The organism is Nocardia sp. NPDC003726 (assembly GCF_053586955.1).
In genome coordinates, this window is the sequence record NZ_JBSFNF010000003.1 from 209,963 (window position 1) to 232,610 (window position 22,648).

The 22,648-nt window shown below is 70.0% G+C and carries 21 protein-coding genes; 13 read left to right on the forward strand and 8 right to left on the reverse strand.

All coding sequences use genetic code 11. From position 1 onward, the window contains the following. Nucleotides 1–133 precede the first annotated feature (133 nt). Both ACWDMM_RS05750 and ACWDMM_RS05755 read left to right on the forward strand, forming a co-directional pair. Nucleotides 134–1,168 carry an LLM class flavin-dependent oxidoreductase gene (locus tag ACWDMM_RS05750; protein WP_357103292.1) on the forward strand — a complete coding sequence of 345 codons (1,035 nt, stop codon included), beginning with the start codon at nucleotides 134–136 and terminating at the stop codon, nucleotides 1,166–1,168. 19 nt (nucleotides 1,169–1,187) lie between these two features. Continuing rightward, on the forward strand, nucleotides 1,188–2,552 hold the full coding sequence (locus tag ACWDMM_RS05755; RefSeq protein WP_357103295.1) for an NtaA/DmoA family FMN-dependent monooxygenase: 1,365 nt from the start codon (nucleotides 1,188–1,190) through the stop codon (nucleotides 2,550–2,552). 70 nt (nucleotides 2,553–2,622) lie between these two features. On the opposite strand, the gene ACWDMM_RS05760 is transcribed toward ACWDMM_RS05755, so the two are convergent. From ACWDMM_RS05760 to ACWDMM_RS05780, 5 genes are all read right to left on the reverse strand, one after another. After that, nucleotides 2,623–3,108: a glutathione peroxidase gene (locus ACWDMM_RS05760; protein ID WP_357205839.1), complete on the reverse strand. Its 486-nt coding sequence runs from the start codon at nucleotides 3,106–3,108 to the stop codon at nucleotides 2,623–2,625. Nucleotides 3,109–3,169: 61 nt separating this feature from the next. Continuing rightward, the gene (locus ACWDMM_RS05765) at nucleotides 3,170–4,762 is read right to left on the reverse strand and encodes a succinic semialdehyde dehydrogenase (protein WP_449936194.1); all 1,593 of its coding nucleotides are present in this window, start codon (nucleotides 4,760–4,762) and stop codon (nucleotides 3,170–3,172) included. Nucleotides 4,763–4,900: 138 nt separating this feature from the next. Next, entirely contained in the window at nucleotides 4,901–5,098 is a 198-nt protein-coding gene (locus tag ACWDMM_RS05770; RefSeq protein WP_195079109.1) for a ferredoxin, read from the reverse strand. A gap of 9 nt (nucleotides 5,099–5,107) precedes the next feature. Further along, entirely contained in the window at nucleotides 5,108–5,914 is an 807-nt protein-coding gene (locus ACWDMM_RS05775) for an SDR family oxidoreductase (RefSeq protein WP_195079108.1), read from the reverse strand. Continuing rightward, nucleotides 5,914–7,116 carry a cytochrome P450 gene (locus ACWDMM_RS05780; protein WP_195079428.1) on the reverse strand — a complete coding sequence of 401 codons (1,203 nt, stop codon included), beginning with the start codon at nucleotides 7,114–7,116 and terminating at the stop codon, nucleotides 5,914–5,916. The genes ACWDMM_RS05775 and ACWDMM_RS05780 overlap by 1 nt, the downstream gene beginning before the upstream one ends. A gap of 298 nt (nucleotides 7,117–7,414) precedes the next feature. Between ACWDMM_RS05780 and ACWDMM_RS05785 the strand changes: the two genes are divergently transcribed. The 7 genes from ACWDMM_RS05785 (at nucleotide 7,415) to ACWDMM_RS05815 (ending at nucleotide 14,731) form a co-directional block, all read left to right on the forward strand. Continuing rightward, nucleotides 7,415–8,881, forward strand: coding sequence for an aldehyde dehydrogenase (locus tag ACWDMM_RS05785; protein ID WP_195079107.1), 1,467 nt, complete (start codon nucleotides 7,415–7,417; stop codon nucleotides 8,879–8,881). A 33-nt stretch (nucleotides 8,882–8,914) separates the two neighbouring features. Beyond that, nucleotides 8,915–9,667, forward strand: a complete 753-nt coding sequence (locus tag ACWDMM_RS05790) for an SDR family oxidoreductase (protein WP_195079106.1) — start codon at nucleotides 8,915–8,917, stop codon at nucleotides 9,665–9,667. After that, a complete protein-coding gene (locus ACWDMM_RS05795; RefSeq protein ID WP_195079105.1) occupies nucleotides 9,664–10,542 on the forward strand; it encodes an NAD(P)-dependent oxidoreductase in 879 nt (292 codons plus the stop codon). Before ACWDMM_RS05790 ends, ACWDMM_RS05795 begins: the two co-directional genes overlap by 4 nt. Continuing rightward, nucleotides 10,539–10,943, forward strand: a complete 405-nt coding sequence (locus ACWDMM_RS05800; RefSeq protein WP_067799296.1) for a carboxymuconolactone decarboxylase family protein — start codon at nucleotides 10,539–10,541, stop codon at nucleotides 10,941–10,943. Before ACWDMM_RS05795 ends, ACWDMM_RS05800 begins: the two co-directional genes overlap by 4 nt. A gap of 14 nt (nucleotides 10,944–10,957) precedes the next feature. Continuing rightward, nucleotides 10,958–12,427: an FAD-dependent oxidoreductase gene (locus ACWDMM_RS05805; RefSeq protein ID WP_357205846.1), complete on the forward strand. Its 1,470-nt coding sequence runs from the start codon at nucleotides 10,958–10,960 to the stop codon at nucleotides 12,425–12,427. A gap of 33 nt (nucleotides 12,428–12,460) precedes the next feature. Then, entirely contained in the window at nucleotides 12,461–13,039 is a 579-nt protein-coding gene (locus tag ACWDMM_RS05810; protein WP_195079103.1) for a TetR/AcrR family transcriptional regulator, read from the forward strand. Nucleotides 13,040–13,144: 105 nt separating this feature from the next. Then, entirely contained in the window at nucleotides 13,145–14,731 is a 1,587-nt protein-coding gene (locus ACWDMM_RS05815) for a GMC family oxidoreductase (protein WP_195079102.1), read from the forward strand. 356 nt (nucleotides 14,732–15,087) lie between these two features. Here ACWDMM_RS05815 and ACWDMM_RS05820 read toward each other — a convergent pair whose 3' ends face one another. Beyond that, nucleotides 15,088–15,435 (reverse strand): DoxX family protein, encoded by a 348-nt coding sequence (locus ACWDMM_RS05820; RefSeq protein ID WP_195079101.1) that lies wholly within the window; start codon nucleotides 15,433–15,435, stop codon nucleotides 15,088–15,090. A 105-nt stretch (nucleotides 15,436–15,540) separates the two neighbouring features. Between ACWDMM_RS05820 and ACWDMM_RS05825 the strand changes: the two genes are divergently transcribed. Then, complete coding sequence (locus ACWDMM_RS05825; RefSeq protein WP_195079100.1) at nucleotides 15,541–16,416, forward strand: sigma-70 family RNA polymerase sigma factor; 876 nt, start codon at nucleotides 15,541–15,543, stop codon at nucleotides 16,414–16,416. 17 nt (nucleotides 16,417–16,433) lie between these two features. On the opposite strand, the gene ACWDMM_RS05830 is transcribed toward ACWDMM_RS05825, so the two are convergent. Together ACWDMM_RS05830 and ACWDMM_RS05835 are read right to left on the reverse strand one after the other, a co-directional pair. Beyond that, entirely contained in the window at nucleotides 16,434–17,375 is a 942-nt protein-coding gene (locus tag ACWDMM_RS05830; RefSeq protein WP_195079099.1) for an AraC family transcriptional regulator, read from the reverse strand. A gap of 154 nt (nucleotides 17,376–17,529) precedes the next feature. Then, complete coding sequence (locus tag ACWDMM_RS05835; RefSeq protein WP_067799307.1) at nucleotides 17,530–18,006, reverse strand: HAD-IIIC family phosphatase; 477 nt, start codon at nucleotides 18,004–18,006, stop codon at nucleotides 17,530–17,532. A gap of 399 nt (nucleotides 18,007–18,405) precedes the next feature. On the opposite strand from ACWDMM_RS05835, the gene ACWDMM_RS05840 reads away from it, so the two are divergent. From ACWDMM_RS05840 to ACWDMM_RS05850, 3 genes are all read left to right on the forward strand, one after another. After that, nucleotides 18,406–19,626: a PucR family transcriptional regulator gene (locus ACWDMM_RS05840; protein WP_067799311.1), complete on the forward strand. Its 1,221-nt coding sequence runs from the start codon at nucleotides 18,406–18,408 to the stop codon at nucleotides 19,624–19,626. A gap of 144 nt (nucleotides 19,627–19,770) precedes the next feature. After that, nucleotides 19,771–21,138 carry an amidase gene (locus tag ACWDMM_RS05845; protein WP_195079098.1) on the forward strand — a complete coding sequence of 456 codons (1,368 nt, stop codon included), beginning with the start codon at nucleotides 19,771–19,773 and terminating at the stop codon, nucleotides 21,136–21,138. A gap of 149 nt (nucleotides 21,139–21,287) precedes the next feature. Beyond that, nucleotides 21,288–22,631 (forward strand): DUF5933 domain-containing protein, encoded by a 1,344-nt coding sequence (locus ACWDMM_RS05850; protein WP_449936201.1) that lies wholly within the window; start codon nucleotides 21,288–21,290, stop codon nucleotides 22,629–22,631. The last annotated feature ends 17 nt before the right edge of the window (nucleotides 22,632–22,648 follow it).

A 22,648-nucleotide genomic window follows, 5' to 3' on the forward strand; every position in this document is an offset into this window, starting at 1 on the left:
CAAACCATCGCCATCGACCGCCCGCCGCGCGCATGCTCGCAACGGGTGCGCCGCGGGTGGCCCGAGCCGGATCGTGCCCGGCTCGGGCCACCGATCGTCGCGTCCTGGTTCGCGGGATGAAAGAAGGTGCGGGATGGGCGTTTTCGCGCTCGGTGTAGAACTGGACGGGGAGGGGTTCCGCCCCGAAGCGTGGCGGCGGGCGGCACACGCGCCGGACCGCCTGCTCAGCCCGCAGACCGTGCGCAGGCGGGTGGCCGCCGCGGAGAACGCCGGGTTCACCCTGGCCACGTTCGCCGACTCGATCCTGCCGGAGCGCGAGATTCCCGGCCGCATCGACGCGGTGACGCGAGCGGCCTTCGTCGCGGCGACGACCAGCACGATCGGCCTGGTTCCCACCGTGGCCACCACCTACGCCGAACCGTTCCACACGGCATCGCAGGTGGCGTCGCTGGACTACGCCTCGCGAGGGCGGGCCGGCTGGATCGCCGAACGCGCCGCCGATCCACGCGCCGCCGCCGCCTGGGGACGCCGGCCGGTGTCGGAAGACGCGGATCTGGCTCGCGAGCAACGCGATTCGATCGAGGTGGCCCGTCGGCTGTGGGACTCGTGGGAAGACGACGCGGTGATCCGCGACTACGCCGGCGGCCGCTTCCTGGACCGGAACAAGCTGCACTACATCGACTTCCAGGGCGAGACCTTCTCGGTGAAGGGACCCGCGATCGTGCCGCGGCCGCCCCAGGGTCAGCCCGTGGTGTTCGGCGCCGAAGGCGAGGTCGACGTCCGGCTCGTCGCCGCCGATTCCGTCGCGGCGGCCGTGGCGGGTGGCTCCGGCGGGGACGCCCTGGCCTTCGCCGAAGTCGAAGTGACCTTGGATATTCCGGGCACGCGCGCCGCGCAGCGATTCGGCGAATCCTCCGGTTCGCGGAGCCGCCTGGCGTTCTCCGGCTCGGCCGGGGAATTGACCGATCTGCTGACCGAACTCAGCGCGCACCTGGACGGAGTGCGGCTGCACCTCGCCGTGATCGACGAGGATCTGCCCGTGCTCGCGCGCGAGGTCGTCCCCGCGCTGTTGCGCACCGGCGTCGCGCACCGCCCGATTCCCGGTTCGACCCTGCGCGCCAACCTCGGCCTGCACCGACCCGCCAACCGCTACGCGACCACCCGCTGATCGTCAGGAGATCGTTTCCGTGACCGACTTCCCGCGTCCCGACGCCCAGGTCCACTTCGGCGTCTTCTTCCAGGGCGTGAACCACACCACGATCTGGTCCGACCCCTCCAGCGGCTCGCAGATCGACTTCGAGACCTTCCGCCGAGTCGCGCAGACCGCCGAGCGCGGCCTGTTCGACGCGTTCTTCCTCGGCGAGGGCCTGCGCCTGCGCGAGCAGGACGGCGCCATCCTGGAACTGGACATCGCGGGCCGCCCCGACGCGATCACCCAGCTGGCCGCGCTGGCGGGCATCACCGAGCGCATCGGCCTGGTGGCCACCCAGAACACCACCTACAACGAGCCAGCCGATCTGGCGCGCAAACTCGGCGGACTTGATCTGCTGTCCGGCGGCCGGGCCGGCTGGAACGCGGTCACCACGGACAACGCGTGGACCGGCGCGAACTTCCGGCGCGGCGGATTCCTCGACCACGCGCTGCGCTACGAGCGCGCCGCGGAGTTCGTCGCCGCGGTGCGCGCAATCTGGGACGCCTGGGACGACGGCGCGATCGCGACCTCGCAGCAGAGCCCGTCGTGGGCGCGCGCCGAGGCGATCCATCCGGTCGTGCGCACCGGCCCGCACTTCGACGTGACGATCACGCCCACGCTGCCCCGCAGCGCCCAAGGCCATCCGGTGATCTTCCAGGCGGGCGATTCACCGGCGGGCCGCGATTTCGCGGCGGCGCACGCCGATGTCATCTTCTCCAGGCACGGAACGCATTTCGACGACGCGCTGGCCTTCGCGAACGACATCCGCGCGCGCCTGCGTGCGGCGGGCCGCCCCGAGGACGACATCCGGATCCTGCCCGGCACGCAGATCATCCTCGCCGAGAAGGAATCCGAGGTCGAGGAAAAGGTGCGCTGGGTGAAGAACGGCCAATACACCGGCGCGACCGCGCTGTCGCTGGCCGGCCAGATCTGGGGCCGCGACCTGTCCGATCTCGACCCCGACGGCCCGCTGCCCGCCGACGACCCCGAGCCACGCCCGATCTCGGAGACCCGGGGCGCGCCGCGTTCCGGCCAGGACCCGGTCGCCATCGCCCGCGAATGGCGTGCCAGGGCCGAAGCGCAGAACCTCTCCCTGCGCGAAGTCGTCATCGCCTCCACCGAACGCTCCGGTTTCGCGGGCACCCCCGCCCAGGTCGCCGACGAATTGGCCCGCTGGGTCCGCCACGGCGCGACCGACGGCTTCAACATCTCCCCCTACCTGGTGCCGACCGGCCTCGACGAAATCGTGGACTGGCTCGTCCCCGAACTCCAAGAGCGCGGCGTCTACCGCACCGAATACACCGGAACCACCCTCCGCTCCCACCTCGGCCTCCGCGAGCCCCTCACCCGCCGCTCCTGACCGCGTCGCGAGTGGCACACCAGCGAGCGCTCTGCTCGCGTTTCGCCGCGGTGGTGTGCCACTCGTGGGGTCAGAGGACGGATTCGATGGCGGCGATCAGTTCCGGCGCGTCGGGGGTGGTGCGAGGGCGGAAGCGGCCCGCCACCTTGCCGTCGCGGTCGATGAGGAACTTCTCGAAGTTCCATTGGATGTCGCCCGCGCTGCCCTCGGCGTCGGGGGTGTCGGCCAGGCGCTGGTAGAGCGCGTGGCGCTGCTCGCCGTTGACGTCGGTCTTCTCCAGCAAGGGGAAGTCGACGCCGTAGGTGGTGGAACAGAACTGCTGGATCTCCTCCGCGGTGCCCGGCTCCTGGCCCATGAACTGGTTGCACGGCACGCCGACCACGCTGAAACCGCGCGGACCGAAGGACTCGTGCAGTTCGACCAAGCCGGAGTACTGCGGCGTCAGACCGCATTTCGACGCCACGTTGACCAGCAGGACGGCGCGGTCGCCGACCAACTCGGCCAAGGTCGTCGGTTCCCCGGACAAGGTGCGAAGCGGAACTTCTCGAAGGCTCATAGGTACCGCACGCTACCGGATCAGCGACATTTCGGACCGCCGCGGGCGCATCGGCTCACGCTCAGCGCAACCTGGTCCGGCGCATCAGCCGCAGCGACATCAAGGTCATCTTCAGCTGCTTGTCATAGGGCTGACCGGCGCGGGCGGCGAGCACCTGCTTCTTCAACACGCCGACGTTCACCGTGTCGGTGTACTTCAACAGGCCCTGGTCGCCGTGCCGGGTGCCGACGCCGGACTGCTTCACGCCACCCGACGGCGTGCCCTTGGCGGCGTAGGTCGCCACGAAACCGTCGTTGATGTTGATATTGCCCGCTTGCAGCTGCGCGGCGATCCGCTCGCCGTGCGCCAGGTCCTTCGTCCACACGCTGGCGTTCAATCCGTAGTCGGTGGCGTTGGCCAGGCGCACCGCTTCCCGCTCGTCGTCGAAGGGGTACACGGTGACCACCGGGCCGAAGGTCTCCAGCGTCGCGTGGGTCATCTCGGGAGTCACCCCGGTCAGCACGGTGGCCTCGTAGAACGCAGGACCGACATCGGGGCGCGCCTGCCCGCCGACGTGCACGGTGGCGCCTTTGGCCCGCGCGTCCTCGACATGGGCGGCGACCCGCTCCAGGTGCTGCGGGGAGACCAGCGAACCGAATTCCGGCGTGTAGTCGTAGGTTCCGCCGATCTTTCCGTTCAATTCCGCCGCCGCGGCGACCAACCGGCGCAGGAACTCGTCGTGGACGGCGCGGTGCACGTAGATCCGCTCGATGTGCATGCACGCCTGCCCGGAGTTGGCGAACGCGGCGAACACCGCGCCGGGAATCACCTCGTCGAGGTTCGCGTCGGCGAGCACGATCATCGGGTTCTTGCCGCCCAGTTCCAAACTGCATCCGATGAGGTTGCGGCCGGCCCGCTCGCCGACGATACGGCCGGTGGCGGTGGACCCGGTGAACATGACGAAGTCGACGTTGTCGATCAGGGTCGGACCGATGTCGGGTCCTTCACCGCATACCACCTGGACCAAGCCGCGGGGCAGCCCGGCGCGGTGCAGCAGCTCGACGCCGAACAGCACGCACAGCGCGGTCTTGTTGTCCGGCTTGAGCACGACGCCGTTGCCCGCCATCAGCGCGGGCATGGCGTCGGACAGTGCGATGGCGAACGGGAAGTTCCACGGCGCGATCACCGCGACGAGCCCTTTGGGCCGGTGCTGCTCGATCGATGAGGTGATCAGCGGCATCGCGCCGCCGCGCCGCTTCGGGCGCAGCACCCGCCGCGCGGTCTTGAGGTAATGGCTGATCACCATGGGCACGTCGCACGATTCCTCGACGGCCATGCGCCGGGTCTTGCCGCACCCGATCTGGATGAGATCGGCGATGGTCTCCACTTCGCCGAGGATCAGCTCGTGCAGCCGTTCGAACACCCGCAGCCGTTGCCGCAGCGGCAGCGCGGCCCACTCCGCTTGGGCCGCGCGGGCGGCGGCGCACGCGGCGAGCACGTCTTGCGGGGAGGACTGCGGAAGCGCGCCGACGGGCGCGCCGGTGTAGACCTCGGTCATCTCGTACACGGCCGCGTCACCGTCGGCGGCGACCAGGCCGGTCAGCCGGGCGAGCAGTTCACCGGTGATCCTGGCGGGCAGGGCGCTCTCCGCCTTGCCTGTGTGTGTTGTGCTCATCGGATCTTCTCCATGACGTCGGGCATCGCCGCAGGTGCCGGGCCGGGCCGCGGGACTGAATTAGAACACGTTCCGGTTTTGCCTTCATCGTATTCGCCCCGGCTCGCCGTGCCTACGGACCGCCGGGACGAATTCCGCTCACTCGTCGGCCACGATCGACAACGCTCGGGTCGGGCAGTAGCGCACCGCGCGCTCCACCTCATCCCGCGCCTGCGGCTGCGCGGCGGCGTCCAGGATCTCGACCTTGCCGCGTTTGGGGACGTGGAACGCCTCCGGCGCCTCGTCCTGGCACACCGCATGGCCCTGACACAGATCCAGATCGGCCAGAACTCGCATGACGGCTCCTTATCGCTCGTTCGGTCCAACGCCGTCCGGCAGGGGCCGGATCGGCGCCTCGGGCTGCACCTCGACCAGCACCAAGTGCGAGCCGCGCGGCGTGGACACCACCGCGACCACCGCCGCGGCCAAGTCGCTCGCGCGCAACATGTACGGATGCCGGGCGAACCCCCACGCCTTCCAGTCCTCCAGCACCGGGCCGACGACTTCGGGCGTGGAGTCCATGCCCATGCCGGTCAAGGTGGGGCCGGGCCGGACCTGCGACAGGCGCACGCCGCTGCCCTCGAGTTCCATGCGCATCTGCGCGGCCATCGCTTCCAGCCCCGCCTTGGCGGCGCTGTAGGCGCCCGTGCGCGGACGCGGTTCGGAGGCACAGTCCGAACTGATCAGCACGACGTCGCCGCGCTGCCTGCGCAGCATGCCGGGCAGCACCCGGTGCACGAGACGCTGCGCGCCGACGAGATGAACCTGCACCTGGCGGGCGAATCGCTCCGGATCCATCGCGTGTGCCTGCCCGAACTCGATATCGCCCGCACTGGAGACCAGGATCTCGGTGGGACCGAGCGCGTCCTCTGCGGCGCGCACGAATTCCTCGACCGAGTCCGGCTCGGTGACATCGAGGCGGTGGGCGAACGCTTCGCCGCCGTCGGCCCGGATCTTGTCCGCCAGTTCGGCGCACTGCTCGACGCGGCGCGCGCCGAGCGCCACCGGATGGCCGAGTTCGGCCAGGGCGACGGCGGTGGCCGCGCCGATCCCGGAGGAGGCGCCGGAGACGAGCGCGGGCCTGCGCTCGGGATGGGGGGCGAATCTCGGCATTATCGGGTCTCCACGGTGATGGGTAGGTGTGCGAAGCCACGCACGTTGGACGAGTGCACGCGCGCGATCCCGGATTCCAGGACGTCGTAGGACCGCACTCGCGAGCTGAATTCGGTGAGTGCGACGGTCGCCTCCAGACGGGCCAGGTGCGCACCCAGGCAGAAATGCACGCCCGCACCGAAACTGGCCAACCCGGACTTGTCGGCACGATCGATGCGGAAGCTGTCGCCGTCGTCGAACACCGCCGGATCGCGGTTGGCCGAACCGATCAGCAACAGCACCTTCGCCCCCGCCGGAATCACGCCGCCGTGATACGCCAGGTCTTCGGTCGCGGTGCGGGCGATCATCTGGCTGGAGGTGTCGTAGCGCAAGGTCTCTTCCACCCAGTCGGTGACCAGGTCCCCGTCCGCGACGACCTTCGCGTACTCCGCCGGGTTGCGCGCACCCCAATACAGGGCATTGCCGAGCAATTTGGTGGTGGTCTCGTTGCCGGCCACGACCATCAGGAACAGGAAACCGATGATCTCCTCGTCGCTGAGCGTGTCACCGCCGATCTCGGCGTCGAGCAAGGCGGAGGTCAGATCCTGTTTCGGGGCGCGCCTGCGCTCGGCCACCATCTCGGTGTAGTAGCCGAGCAGTTCGATCGACGCCTCGACGGCGGCCATCGGGATGTCGAGCACTCCGTCCTCACGATGGACCACCAGATCGGCCAATCGGCGGATCTCCACCCGGTCCTCGGCCGGGACCCCCATCAACTCGGAGATCACGTCCATCGGCAACTTGCCCGCGACCTCGTCGATCCAGTCGAAGTCGGCGCCGGCCAACGCGGGTTCCAGATACGACAGCGTCAGCTCCCGGATCCGGTCTTCCATCTCCGCGACGCGTTTGGGCGTGAATCCCTTGAACACCAATCGCCGCATCCGCATGTGGCGCGGGTCGTCCATCGCCAGAAACGACATGGTTCTGTGCGCGTGCGGCCCCCACGCGGCCGGATCCAGTGACACTCCGTTGGCGCTCGACAGCCGCACGCTGTCGCGGAACGCCCCCACCACATCCGGATGCCGCGACAACGCCCAGAACCCCAGATCCGGGTTGTGATACAGCGGCGCTTCTTCCCGCAGCCGCCGATAGGTCGGATACGGATCCTCGTGGAAGGAGTAGTCGTAGGGATCGAACACCAGCGGCTCCACCGCGGCCGTCATCGCCCGCACTCCCGAACCGATAACACGTTGCGCCACGCGGCGCCGCCTGGCGACCCGAGCGAAGACAGATAGCTGGACATGTGTCTGGACACTACCACCGAATGCCGGATCGCCACAATCGCCCGACGGCAGTTCTACCTCTCCGACTCGGACCATCCTGACGGAGAGCGCCGACGCGAGCCGAGCCATCGCGCTCCGCATTCACGGCAAGGGTGGCAGAGTTAGAACCTGTTATTGCCACCGATCACTTCGCGAGACTATATTCCGTACACGTGTCCAGACAGTATCGGAGTCAGCCATGAGCAGCCTTCTGCCGCCCGACGGATCCCGCCTGCTGATCGGCGGCAAGCTGGTCGAGGGCGCCGACGGCGTCTTCGCGACGGTGAACCCGGCGACCGAGGAGGTCCTCGGCCTCGCCGCCGACGCGAACGCGGCCGATCTCGACGCGGCCGTCGACGCCGCGCGCACCGCGTTCGACGAGACGGACTGGTCGCGCGATCACGCCTTCCGCGCCCACTGCCTCGCGCAGTTGCGCACCGCGTTGGAAAACCACGTCGACGAACTGCGCGAGATCACGATCGCCGAGGTCGGCGCGCCGCGGATGCTCACGAGCGGCCCACAGCTGGAAGGCCCGGTCGCCGACCTCGGCTACGCGGCAGGGCTGCCCGAAACCTACGCCTGGGAAACCGATCTCGGCCTGGCCGAGCCGATGGGCATCAAAACCCGCCGGATACTGCGCAGGGAGCCGATCGGCGTGGTCGGGGCGATCACGCCCTGGAACTTCCCGCACCAGATCAACTTCGCGAAACTCGGCCCCGCCCTTGCCGCAGGGAACACCGTCGTGCTCAAACCCGCTCCCGACACCCCGTGGTGCGCGGCGGCGGTCGGTGCGATCATCGCCGAGGAGACCGACATCCCCGCCGGCGTGGTGAACATCGTGACCTCCGCCGACCATACGCTCGGCGCCCGGCTCACCGCCGACCCGCGCGTCGACATGATCAGCTTCACCGGGTCCACCGCCACCGGCCGCGCCGTCATGACCGGCGCCGCGGCGACGCTGAAGAAGGCGTTCCTCGAACTGGGTGGCAAATCGGCGTTCATCGTGCTCGACGACGCCGACATCGCGGCGGCCTGCTCGGTGGCGGCGTTCTCGGTGTGCGTGCACGCCGGACAGGGATGCGCGCTGTCCACCCGGCTGCTGGTGCCACGCGCCGCCTACGAGCAGGCGGTGCAGGCGGCGGCCGCCACGCTCGGCGGGATGAAGCCGGGCGACCCGGCCGACCCCCGCACGGTCTGCGGGCCACTGATCTCCGAACGTCAGCGCGCCAGAGTGGAACGCTATATCGACATCGCGCGCGCCGAAGGCGGGCGGATCGTGGTCGGCGGCGGCCGGCCGGCCCGCGAGCGCGGATTCTTCGTCCAACCGACGTTGATCGCGGACGTGCCCAACAGCTCGACCGTCGCCCGCGAGGAGATCTTCGGCCCGGTGCTGGTGATCATCCCGCACGACGGCGACGAGGACGCCGTCCGCATCGCCAACGACTCCCCCTACGGCCTGTCCGGCTCGGTGTGGGGTAGCGACCCCGAGCGCATCCGGCGCGTCACCGAAGGCGTGCGCACCGGAACGCTGAGCGTCAACGGCGGCATCTGGTACTCCGCCGACGTCCCGTTCGGCGGTTACAAGCAATCCGGCCTCGGCCGTGAAATGGGCATCGCCGGTTTCGAGGAGTACCTCGAGACGAAAGTCATCGCCACCGCGGCCTGACCGCCGCGGGACAACACAGAGGAGCTGAACTCCATGGCCCGTTTCACGGGAAGATCCGCCATCGTCACCGGCGCCGCGCAGGGCATCGGCGCCGCCTACGCGCAGGCGCTGGCCGCCGAGGGCGCGAACGTCGTCGTCGCCGACAAGAACGCCGAAGGCGGCGCGGCGGTGGTCGAGAAGATCGTCGCCGACGGCGGCACCGCGGTGTTCGGGCAGGTCGACGTGTCCGATCCCGAATCCGCCTCCGCGCTGGCCGATTTCACCGTCGCCGAGTTCGGCGGCATCGACCACCTGGTCAACAATGCCGCCATCTACGGCGAGATGAAGATGAACCTGCTGCTGACCGTGCCGTGGGATTACTACAAGAAGTTCATGAGCGTGAACATGGACGGCGCGCTCGTCATGACCCGCGCGGTGTGGCCGCACATGTCCGAGCGCCGCAGCGGATCCATCGTCAACCAGTCCTCCACCGCCGCGTGGCTGTACTCCAGCTTCTACGGGCTGGCCAAAACCGGGATCAACGGCCTGACCCAGCAACTGGCCTTCGAACTCGGCGGGTCGAACATCCGGGTCAACGCCATCGCGCCGGGCCCGATCGACACCGACGCCACCAAGTCGGTCACCCCGGAGGTGATCGTCGACGACATCGTCAAACGCCTGCCGCTCAAGCGGATGGGCACCCCGCAGGACCTCGTCGGCGCCTGCCTGTATCTGCTGTCGGACGAGGCGAGCTGGGTCACCGGGCAGATCTTCAACGTCGACGGCGGACAGATCGTGCGATCATGAGCGCCCGCATCGGATTCCTCGGCCTCGGCAACATGGGCGCGCCGATGGCCGAGCGGCTGCTGGAATGGCCGGGCGGGCTGACGGTGTGCGATATGCGGCCCGAAGCGGTCGAGCCGTTCCTCGCCGCCGGAGCCGACGCCGTCTCCTCCGCCGCCGAACTGGCCAGGAAAGCCACCGTCATCTCGATCACCGTGGTGAACGACGCCCAGGTGCGCGAGGTGATCACCGGACCGGAGGGCCTGCTGCGGACCGCCGCGCCGGGCACCGTGGTCGCCGTGCACTCCACGATCAGCGACCGCACCGCCGAAGAACTGGGCGCGGTCTGCGGCGAGCGCGGCATCGAACTGGTGGACGCGCCGATCAGCGGCGGCGCCCCCGGCGCGACCCGCGGCGCGCTCGCGGTCATGGTCGGCGGAAGCGCGGCGGCGTTCGAGCAGGTGCGCGAACCGTTCGGCTGCTTCGCCGACCTGATCGTGCACGCGGGGCCGGTCGGCGCGGGCACCCGGATGAAGCTGGCGCGCAACCTGTTGCACTTCGTCTCCTTCACCGCGGCCACCGAGGCGCAGCGGCTGGCCGAGGCGGCCGGTCTCGACCTCACCGCACTGGGCAAAGTGGTGCGGCACTCCGACGCGGTCACCGGAGGGCCGGGCGCCATCATGCTGCGCGACACCACCGCCCCGATCCAGGACGGCGACTTCTGGTTGCCGATCCTGCGGCACGTGCGCGACCTCGGGGAAAAAGATCTGGGTCTCGCCCTGGAGCTGGGCGAACGGCTCGGCGCCGCGCTGCCGCTGGCCGCACTCGCACTCGACCGGCTCGGCCCCGGACTCGGCGTCGGGCCGGGCACCCTCGCATCGGAAAGGCAATCCTCATGAGCGACAACGGTTCCGGCGACTCCGTGCGGCAGCGCGGACTGGCCAAGATGGCCGAGGTCTACGGCACGGAGTTCCAGGAGTATCCCGGCGCGCACTTCGCCGTCACCGCCGACCACCTCTTCGCCGACATCTGGTCGCGGCCGGGCCTCACCATCCGCGACCGCAGGCTGCTGCTGCTCGGCGCGCTGGCCGCGCAGGGCGCGATCGACACCGCGGGCATCCAGATCGGGGCCGCGCTGCGCAACGGCGAACTCACCGAAGACCAGCTGCACGAGATCGCGGTGTTCCTGTGTCACTACGTGGGATGGCCGAACGGCACCAAACTCGACATCCTGGTGGGCACGATCGTGGCGCAGCAGAAGAAGGCCGCCCGCGCGCAGTCCGCGCCCGCCGAACAGTGAAGGATCCGTTGATCATGTCCGACGCCACCACCATCCGCCCCCTGCGCGCGAGCCGAGTCGAGCACTGGGACCTGCGCGCCGACGTCGTCATCGCCGGATACGGCATCGCGGGCGTCAGCGCCGCCATCGAGGCCGCCCGCGCCGGCGCGGACGTGCTGGTCCTCGAGCGCACCGGCGGCTGGGGAGGCGCCGCCGCCCTGGCCGGCGGATTCATCTACCTAGGCGGCGGCACACCGCTGCAACAAGCGCTCGGTTTCGAGGACACCCCGGAGAACATGGAGACCTTCCTGCTCGCGGCGCTGGGTCCTGGCGTGGACAAGGCGAAGATCGCCGACTACTGCCGCGGCAGCGTCGAGCACTTCACCTGGCTGGTGTCCTGCGGCGTGCCGTTCCGCGAGGCGTTCTGGGGCGAACCGGGATGGGAGCCGCCGCACGACGAGGGGCTGATGTACTCCGGCGGCGAGAACGCCGCTCCCTTCAATACGATCGCGAGACCCGCTCCGCGCGGCCATGTTCCGCAGATGGCCGACAAGCGCACCGGGGAGAAGGGCGGCGGCTACATGCTCATGAAGCCGCTCGCCGACACCGCCGAAGCGCTCGGCGTCCGCGCGGAGTACGACATGCGGATCGCGCGGCTGATCGTCGACGACGACGATCGCGTGGTCGGCGTGCTCGCCCGTCGCTACGGCAAGCAGGTCGCCGTGCGCGCCGAACGCGGCGTCGTGCTGGCCACCGGCAGCTTCGCCTACCAGAAGGAGATGATCGAAGGCTACGCTCCGCGCCTGATCGGCAGGCCCGCCGCGGCGATCGAGGAGCACGACGGCATCGGCATCCGGCTGGCGCAGGCGCTCGGCGCGGAACTGGCGCACATGGACGCGACCGAGGTGGCCTTCTTCGGGGATCCGCAGGTGCTGGCGCGCGGCATCCTGGTCAACGGGCGCGGCCAGCGCTACATCCCGGAGGACACCTATCCCGGCCGGATCGGCCAGGCGACGCTGATCCAGCAGGACAACCAGGCCTACCTGGTGATCGACGAGGCGTCCTACGAGGAAGCGCTGACCACCGAGACCTCCACCCCGTTCTTCCGCCAGCCCCCGACCTGGGTGGCGGAGACGATCGCCGAGCTGGAAGCCGAGATGGGTCTGCCCGGCCAGGCGTTGCAGGCCACCGTGGACTGCTACAACCTGCACGCCGCCGACGGCGCGGATCCGCTGCTGGGCAAGAAGCCGGAGTGGGTGCGCCCGCTGCGCGGACCGGTGGCCGCGTTCGACATGCGCGGCTTCACGGCCGGTTTCACCCTCGGCGGCCTGCGCACCGACCTCGATTCCCGGGTGCTGCACGTCTCCGGGGAGCCGATCCAGGGGCTTTTCGCGGCGGGCCGCTGCACCTCGGGTCTGTGCGCGGGCGGTTACGTCAGCGGCGCGTCGCTGGGCGACGGCAGCTTCTACGGGCGCAGGGCCGGCATCGCGGCGGCCAAGAACTGAACCGTTCCAATCCGCCTAGTAGGATCCAGACACATGTCCGAACCCGATTCCGTCATCCTCGAGGCGACCCGCCGCAGGCTCTCCGGCAAACAGGCCGACACCGTCGACAAGCTGACCCGCGCGGCGGTGGAAGTGCTCGCGCGGGAAGGGTTCGCCGGCATGACCATCCGGATGGTCGCCGCGGCTGCCGGGGTCGGGACGGCCACGGCGTACACCTACTTCTCCTCCAAGGAGCATCTGGTCGCGGAGATCTTCTGGCGGCGGCTGGTCGCCTCGCCGTCGCCGGTCAGCGAGGATCCCGACCCGACCGTGCGGGTGGTCGCCGAACTGCGCAACATCGCGATGCTGGTGGCCGACGAACAGGAGCTGTCGGGCGCGGTCACCAGCGCGCTGCTCGGCCGCGACCCCGACGTGGAGCATCTGCGCGGGCGCATCGGCGCCGAGATCCGCAAGCGCATCATCCGCGCTCTGGATCCGGACCCGGATCCGGACGTGGTCGAGTCGCTGGAACTGCTCTACGCGGGCGCGCTGGTGCGCGCGGGCATGGGCTACGGGTCCTACTCCCAGATCGCCGACCGGATCGAGGCTTCCGCGCTGTTGATCCTGCGGTAGCGGGGACAATGCCGGACGAGTTCGAGCCGGTTACCCGAAACCGGGCCGCGAGGCGCGTCCTTGCTCGTATCTTTTCCGTAGTCGGTGCAGATCGGAGTGGGAAAAGTGCAACCTGGTGAGCTTTCCGCGGACTACGTCGTCGTCGGCTCGGGATCGGCGGGCGCGGTGGTGGCCAATCGGCTCAGCGCCGATCCGGGCACCACGGTGGCGCTGCTGGAAGCGGGCCCGCCGGACAAGAACAAGTTCGCGCACATACCCGCCGGGTTCGCGAAGCTGTTCCGCTCCGAGGTGGACTGGGACTACCTCACCCAGCCCCAGCCGGAGTTGAAGAACCGCGAGATCTACTGGCCGCGTGGCAAGATGTTCGGCGGTTCGTCGTCGATGAACGCCATGATGTGGGTGCGCGGCTTCCGCGCCGACTACGACGAATGGGCGCTGCTGGCGGGTGCGGAATGGGGCTTCGCCGCGGCGGTCGAGCAGTTCCGGCGCATCGAACGCGTGGAGAACGCCCAGTATCCCGACGAAGGCACCGAAGGTCCGCTGCACATCTCCCGTCAGCGCAGCCCGCGCGGCCTCACCGCCGCCTATCTGGCCGCGGTGCAGGAGGCGGGTTACCAGCTCGAGCCGCCCAACCGGCCGCAGCCGGACGGGTTCACCGAGACCATGGTCACCCAGCGCGCGGGTCGCCGCTGGAGCACCGCCGACGCCTATCTGCGGCCCGCGCTGCGTCGTCCGAATCTCACGGTGCGCAGCGAAGCGCTGGCCACCCGGGTGCTGTTCGACGGCACCCGCGCCATCGGAGTGGAATACCGTCACGGCGGCGCCACCCACACGGTGACCGCGCGGCGCGAGGTCGTGCTGTGCGGCGGCGCGATCAACAGCCCGCAACTGCTCATGCTCTCCGGCATCGGCGACCGGGACGAACTGGCCCGCCACGGCATCGAGGTGCGCCACCACGCACCGGAGGTGGGCGCGAACCTGCAGGACCATCTCGTCGCGGGCATCGGCTACGGCGTCGCGGGGGATTCGCTGTTCGGCGCGGAGAAGCCACGCCAACTGCTGGACTACCTGATCCGGCATCGCGGCATGCTCACCTCCAACGTCGGCGAGGCGTACGGATTCATCCGCAGCAGGGCGGATCTGGAGTTCCCCGACTTGGAGCTGATCTTCGCGCCCGCGCCGTTCTATTACGAAGGACTCCAGGACCCGACCGAACACGGCGTCATCCTGGCGACGGTGCTGCTGCGCCCACAGAGCCGCGGACGGATCGCTCTGTCCGGCGCGGACCCGTCCGCCAAGCCTCTGATCGATCCGCGCTATCTGTCCGACGCCGCGGGCGCGGACCGCGCCGCCATCATGGCCGGGCTGCGCGTGTGCGCCGCCATCGCCACCGAACCGTCGATGAAAGCGGTCCTCGGCCCGCTGATCTATCCGCCGCAGGCGCCTGCGGAACCGGAAGCCGTGCTCGAGCTGACGCTCAACTCCTACGCGCACACGCTCTACCACCCGGTCGGCACCTGCCGGATGGGCACCGACGCCGCCAGCGTCGTGACACCTCGACTGGAAGTGCGTGGCGTACAAGGACTCCGGGTGGCCGACGCCTCGGTGATGCCGCTCATCATCCGCGGGCACACGCACGCGCCTGCGGTGTTCATCGGCGAACAGGCGGCCAAGTTCATCCTCGCCGGGTAGTACGAATCCCGTCCCTTGCGCGGCGCGCCGAAATGCTCGCCCCACTGCGCCGACTCGCGTGCCGATACCGCCGGGCGAACCGTTCGAGCGTTCGCGCGGCGTCAGAGGCCGGTGTAGCGGCGGGTTCCGCGCCGCTCGACGCGGTCGACCCTGTCGCGGTCCACGCCGAGCACCGGCCGGGCAACCAAGGATGAACCGGTGCCGTCGCGTGCCGCCCCCGCCGCCGCGGCGAATCACCGTGCGGCGCCGGCAGGCGAGGCAAGGGGCGAGTCCGGCCGGGGCGACCAGGCGTGAACCAGGTCGGCGGCGCCGCCCACCGCGCCCGCTGCGGCGCCTCGTGCGGCCCGGGAGCGCGCCTACGACGCGACGAACAGTCCCAGCGAGGCGGCGGCCAGCAGGAGATACGGCAGCGGATACCCGATATGCGTGTAGCGCCGCGCCCGCAGCACGGTCAGCACCGCGCCGACGAAGTAGAGAACCAGCCCGGCCGCCGCGGCCACGCCGATCGGCGGAATCGCCAGACCGGTCAGCAGGCCGGCCCCACCGATCGCCTTGACCACAGCCAACGGTGTCAGCCACGATTCCGGCACCCCGTAGGCGCGCATATTCGCCCGCACCCACTCGGCGCGAAGCACATCGATCCCCGCCGCGAGCAAGGCGGCCGCGGCGGCGAGCACCGTGGCGACGACATAGGCGATGTCCATGGCAATACCCTTTCCTCAGGTGCCGCGCCCGGTCCGGACGCCGGTCACCGATGAGCTGTCCGATCCGTCATCTCGATGACGGACCGCGGAGCGGAAAGGTGACCGATGCCCACCGAAGACGGCTTGGCAGGGGATTTCGAAGCCCAGCGCGGCCACCTGCACGCGGTCGCCTACCGCATGCTCGGTTCACCGAGCGAGGCCGACGACGCGGTGCAGGAGACCTGGCTGCGGCTGGTCCGTCACGACGTCGATGACGTGCGCAACCTCCCGGGCTGGCTCACCACCGTCGTGTCCCGGATCTGCCTGGACATGCTGCGCGCCAGGGCGGCGCGGCGCGAGGAACCGCTGGACCACCCGTCGCTCGACAGGGGCGCCGAGGAGAACGAACCGGAGGGTGAAGCGGTCCTGATCGAGTCCGTAGGCCGGGCGCTGCTGGTGGTGCTGGACCGGCTCGGACCCGACGAGCGGGTCGCGTTCGTCCTGCACGACCTGTTCGCGGTGCCGTTCGACGAGATCGCGCCGATCGTCGGCCGCACCACGCCGACCACCAAGAAGCTGGCCAGTCGCGCCCGGCAGCGCGTGCGGGGCGTGGACGTCACGGCCGACCCGGAACGCACCGCACAGCGACATGTCGTCGAGGCGTTTCTGCGCGCGGCGCGCGGCGGGGACCTCGACGGGCTGCTGACAGTCCTCGCGCCCGACGTGGTCCGCACGGCCGACGCCGCCGCGCTCCCGGCCGGAGTGGCCACGACCGTGCGCGGTGCGGCCTCGGTGGCCGCGGAGACCGTGTTGCTGCGGCGGCGCTCGCAGGTCGCGGCGCTCGCGCTGGTGGACGGTCACGCAGGTATCGTCGTCGCTCCGCACGGCAGGCTGCTGCTGGCGCTCACCGTCACGGTGCGCGGCGACCGGGTGGCCGGATACCGGGTGATCGCCGATCCGTCCCGGCTACGCGAGCTCCCGATCAGCCTGCTGCACCGGTGATTTCGACCCCGATCGTTTCACGGCACCGGCTGCTCGGCGCGCTCCGCCGCTCTGCGCCGCCGGAATTCGCGCGGCGTCTCGCCGAAACGGGCCTTGAACGCCGCGGAGAACCACGCCGGGGTGAATCCGGCGCGGATCGCCAGCTCGCGGATGGGATCGGACTGCGCGGGATCCTCCAGCAGATCGCGCGCGGCGCGCAGGGCCTCCTCCCGCCGCACGTCGCGGTAGGTGGTGCCGGCCTGATGCAACACCGAGCGCAACTGTCGCGGTGACCAGCCCAGCGCGTGCGCCACCGCGGGCAGGCGCACGTCGCTGCGGCCGACGTTCGCTCGCACGTACTGCCGGATCTGCGCGACGACCTGAGCGTGATGACTACGCTGCGGATGGGTTTCGCCGAGCGAGATCAGGCTCAGCAATTCGGCGATCCGGTCACAGACGGCGTTGAACTCGTGATCGGACAGGTTCGCCTGCTCGGTGTGGGTGCTGCGGATCATCGCCTGGGTGATGCGGCCGAGTCCGGAGTTCAAGTCGATCGTCATGCCGCGCTCGGCGAGCGGTCCCGCCCGATGGTCGAGTTCGGCTCTCGGCAGCTGGATCGCGTAGGCGGACAACAGCGGGATGTGGATCTGGCACAGGTCGTCGAGGGCGGTCACCGCGGCCTGGTGCGGACTCGCCTTCGTCTCCTCGCCGCGATAGCGCACCGAGTACACGCCCTGTTCGGGGATGACCACCCAGTAGAAGTCGTCGCACGGACCGTGCCGGATGTTCGTCCGGGTGCGGTAGGAGGTACTGGTCCCGCGCTGCTCCCAGCGCAGCAATCGGTAGGCGGCCGACTCCTGAACCGTCAGGCCCGAATACCACCGTTCCGGATCGCCGTACCGGTAATCCATCGGAACGAAGCTGTTGGCGATCGCGGTCCACGATGGGGCATCGTTGGCGGTCACGCCGTAGCACTTCATGGTGACAACCTATCGCCGCCGAATCCACCCGATACCGTACTGCCCATCACCACGATACGGCTCGTCGACGGTCCTCGCGTCACTGGGAAGTTCTCGCCGCGACACGTGGCCCACAAGCCGGAACATCTTGCCCCCGTGTACATTACGCGGTCGCTCAGCGCGCGGGCACCCGGGCGAATCCGAGCGGCGGCGTGGGAGCGGGCCCGGTGCGCAGCACGGGGCGGAATTCGGGCAGCACCGGCAGGACGTCGGCGTTTCTGGCGGCATAACATCGCACGACGGGCAGCGCACGGGCCACCTCGGCGCGCTCCACCGGCTCGTGATCGATGAAACCGACGGCGTCCAAGCCGAGACCGAGCGTGCGCGCGATCCGCAGGATCGCGGAGGATTTGGGTCCCCATCCGATCTCGACGGCCGAGAACATCTCGTAGACGCCGTAGCGGTACAGCTTGTCCAGGGTCCACTCGCGTTCGCCGCGGCTGGCCACGGCATGCCAGATGCCCCGTTCACTGAGCACGCGCAGGGTGCGCAGCGCGGCGGGCCGCAACGCACCGACGGTCGCGTCGCACACGACACCGTCCCACAAGGTGTTGTCCAGTTCCCAGACAAGACATCTCAGAGCCGGTGTCATCGCCCTGCCCCTATCGTTGCGTCATCACTGCCTTTCCGCCGTGGCGTGCGCGGCGGATGGGCACTGCACACCATCCAGGACACGACACGTGCCGGACAAGACCCTGGTTGCATGGCCATGACCGGCGCGGGTGATCCTACCGGCATGTCGGCCGCGACTCGCGGCAACGACCGAACCCGCCGCCCCCCGGCATACGGCGCCGAGCCCGGGGTCCCCGTGCTCGAAGCCGGCCGTCCGCCATGGGAAATCGGTCGCCTGTCCAGCTGCTGTGACCGATAACAACTCCCCGTCGAACCGTCTCACCTGCTCTCACAGAACCCGTCGATCGGGTCCGCAGAGCAGATCGACCGATTAGTGTGAATGCGCTGCACAGCAATCGTGGGCGGAAGGGAGTCGCCAATGTCCGTCGACAGTTCGGCCCGGCCGAGTCTGACCCTGTCGGGAAAGCCGATGTCGTCGCCGCTGAAGGACGTGCGCGGGCTATCGCGTCAGATGGTCGGCCACTTCGTCGAGAATGTCATCCCGTGCGGAACGCTACCGGGTGACGCGATCGCGGGCGACGTCACCACCATCACCCGGGTCTGCCTGGAGCTGGCGGTGAGCATGCTCGACGGCAAGGACCTCCCGGAGAAACTCCAGCGCCTCGGCGACGCCGCCGCGGGATGGGCGCGCGAGGGGGTGCCCATCGACACCATCCACCACTCGATCCACGAAGGCTTCAAGATGGGCCTGGAACTGGTGGTGTCCGACGCGACCATGAAGGACTACGACGACCTCGTCGACGGCGCCAAGATGGTCGTGGAGATGCTCGACATGATCAACTCGGCCGTCTCCATGGCCTACGTCCGCGAACTGCGCGCGGTGGTCAGCGAGCACCACACCGCCGTGCACACGCTGACCTCCGCGCTGCTCGGCGGGCACAGCACCTCGACCATGGCGCGCGAATGCGGCATCGCCATCGCGCCGTCGTACGCCGTTCTGGCCGTGGCGATCCCGCCGCACCGCGAAGAACGCAACCCGATGGTGGACGGCAAGGTCGTCGCCCGCAGGAAACTGCGCAGGGTGCAGGCCGAGCTGGCCACGCGCTGCGGCGAGGCCGCGCTGTCGCTGCTGAGCGTGGACGGCGGCACGGTGCTCATCCCGTCCGGGCATCTGGACAACGAGCAGCTCGACGCCCTGGTCACCCAGCTGTCGCACGCCGCGCAGGTGGGCGTCACCGCCACCATGGTGGAGGCCACTCCCGAGAAGATTCCCACCGCCGCCGATCAGGCGCACGAACTGCTGGACATGGTGCAGCGATTGGAGGCGGTGGCCGGGCTCTACCGGTTCGACGAGCTGGCACTGGAATACCAGCTGACCAGACCGGGGCCCGGCCGCGAGTACCTCGGCTCGCTGCTGGATCCGCTGGACGCGCACCCGGAACTGCTGGAGACGCTGCAACGGCACATCGCCAACAATCTCAACCGGCAGCGCACGGCACGCGTGCTGCACGTGCATACCAACACCGTCGACTACCGGCTCAAGCGGATCGGTCAGCTCACCGGATTCGACCCGTCCCAGCCGTCGGGCCTGTGGTACCTGCGCTCGGCACTGGTCGCCCGCACGTATCGCACCACCTGATCCCCGGCCGCAGCGCTCCCCTCGAGCGGCAAGACGCTGATCGTTGTGGCGTCACGCCTCGGCGATTACCGTGAGCCACCAGTTCCGAAGGCCGGTGTCGGCACAGCCCCGATCGTCGCGACCGGAGGTACCGAGGAGGTTGCGATGACATGGGCAGGCGCGTCGGCCGGGGAGATCGCGGCGGGGGTGCGCAGCCGGACGGTGTCCCCGCTCGAGGTGGCCGACGAGCACTTGGCGCGCATCGCGGCGCTGGACGCGCGGATCAACGCCTTCCGGATCGTGCGCCACGAGCAGGTCCGCCGCGAAGCCCGCGCGCTGGCCACCCGGGGCGATCTCGCCGACCTCCCGCTGGCCGGAGTTCCGGTGGCGGTGAAGGACAATCTCGACCTCGCCGGGTGCGTGACCGGCCACGGGTCACGCGCGGCGCGGCAGACCGCGGCCGAGTCCGACACCGAGCTGGTCCGCAGGTTGCGCGCCGCGGGCGCGCTGCTGATCGGCAAGACCAATGTGCCCGAGCTGTGCCAGTGGCCGGTCACCGAGAGCGCCGCGCACGGCATCACCCGCAACCCGTGGCGCCTCACGCACACGCCGGGCGGTTCCACCGGTGGCGGCGCCGCGGCGGTCGCCGCCGGGATGGCCGCGCTGGCAATCGGTTCCGATGGCGGCGGCTCGATCCGCATCCCGTCGTCGTGCTGCGGGCTCGTCGGCCTCAAGCCCGGGGACGGCGTGATCGCGCGCCCGCCCGAACTCGGCTCCAACTGGCTCGGCATATCGACGTTCGGACCGCTGGCCACCACGGTGTCCGACGCGGCCTTGCTCCTCGGTGTGCTCACCGGCGACCGGTATCCGGCACCCGCCGCACCCGAGCGGCCCCTGCGGATCGGCATGACCACCGAGCCACCGGTGCTCGGCGCGTCCGTCGACCCGCAGGTGCGCGCGACCGTGCTGGCGACGGCCGAAGCGCTGCGCGCTGCGGGGCACACCGTCACCGAGGTGGCGCCGCCGTGGCGGCCGCAGGACGCGCTCGGCTTCCTCGCCCGCTACTTCGCCGGCGTCGCCGAGGACACCACCGACCTCAGCGCCGACCTGCTGGAACCACTGACCCGCAAGGTAGCCCGGGCAGGACGGGTGATCGGCCGGGTGCGCCGCGTGCCCGACGCTCCCCCGGCACGGCAGTCCGAACGATTCGCCGCGTGGTTCACCGAACACGACCTGCTGCTCACCCCCACCCTGGCTACCCCGCCGGTGCCGGTCGGGGCCTTCGCCGGAAAAGGCTTTCTGCGCACCCTGCTCGACGTGCCGCGCTTCATCCCGTTCACGCCGCCGTTCAACACGGTTCGCTACCCGGCGATATCCGTTCCCGCCGGGCTGTCGGACATCGGACTGCCCATCGGTGTGCAGTTCGCCGCGGCGCCCGGCGGCGAAACGACGTTGCTTGCGGTCGCCGCGCAACTGGAGCGGATTCGTCCGTGGCCGCGCCACGCCCCGCTGGGTGACGCGACGACACCGTAGCTGGTCGCCACCCAACGGCTGCGGTCGGCGTTGCCGCGTGGACGACGGACTCGACATCCACGCCAACCGGATCGAACGAGTCGGCATCGCGCGGCCCGCAGGGGATCTCCCCGTCCATATGCCGTTAATGTCGCGTTTACGATGTCCCGGTGCTTGTGAACGACGTGCAGGGGAGCTTGACCCCACCGGGCGAGCGAGTGGGTATCGAAGAGTTCCGCGAGCGTCGGTTCCGGCCGGTGGTCGTGTGGTGCGGTGTCGCGGTCATCGCGCTCGCACTCGTCGGCGGTGAAGTCATGGCCGCGCACATCGGTGCGCTGGGACCGCTGACCAGCCTGGCGCGTGACTATGCCGGAACGCCGAAGTCGGCGACCACACCGTGGGCGGGGTTCCTGCTGGCCCTGGTCGGGATCACGGCGCGCGCTCGCGTCGGCGCCGTCGCCGCGGCCGTCGCCGTGGACCTGCTGTTCGTCGTGATCAGGGCGGTCGAAGGACGTCCGTTTACCGTCGGCAACGGTCCGACCATCGTGCTCACCGCACTGGCGGTGGTCGCGTTCGTGCGGTGGGACGGGCAGCGCCGCCACACGGCGTTGCGCACCATCGCCTTCGGCGCGCTGCTGGTAGCGGCGACGAAGATCAGCGAGATCTGGCTGGACATCACCGCGTGGGCCTGCCCGCTGGTCCTCGATCCATACGTGCAGGCCGCCGACCGCGCCCTCGCCAGCCCGTCGTGGCTGGTCGGCCACGCGCTCGAGGTGGCAGGACCGGTGGCGACGGGCGTGGTGCGCTGGGTGTATTTCGAGCTTCCGCTGGCGGCCGTGCTGGTCGCGGCCTGGCAGTTGCGCGACGTGACGACCGGCGGCTGGCCACGGCACTACCTGGTGCGCACCTTCCTGACCCTCGGCGTGGTCGGACCCATCTGGTACGTGGCCTTCCCTGTGGTGGGTCCGGTGCTCGCCTACGGACCGCAGGGGCTCGGCTTCCAGATCGCCGACGTCTGGCCGGATGTCGTACCCGCGGTGCCGTCCTCGATCGATGCGCTGCGCTTCGACGGCATCACCCCGCGCAACTGCATGCCGTCGCTGCACACCGCCTGGGCGCTGTCGCTGTTCATCCACTCCAGGCGCGGCCCGCTGTGGTTGCGCTGGGGCGGGGCGTTCTGGCTGGTGTGCACACTCGTCGCGACGCTCGGGCTCGGCGCGCATTATGGCGTCGATCTGGTCGTCGGCGCGGCATTGTGCCTGACGGTGGAATCCGCGCTGCGCGATCCGGATCGGGGCTGGGACCGCGGGCGCGCGCGACTCGTGGCCATGGGTGTCGCCGTCTGCGCCGGGGTGCTGCTGTGCATCCGCTTCCTCGCCGTGCCGATGGCGACGCACCCGATCCCGTTCGGGATCGTGATCCTCGGCGCGCTCGGTGCGTTGTCGATCCTGTTCTACGCCACGTGGTTCGGTGCGTCCTCGGCGGCGGAATCGAGCGAGTCGGCCCGGGGGTGAATCAACCGCCGCGCCGA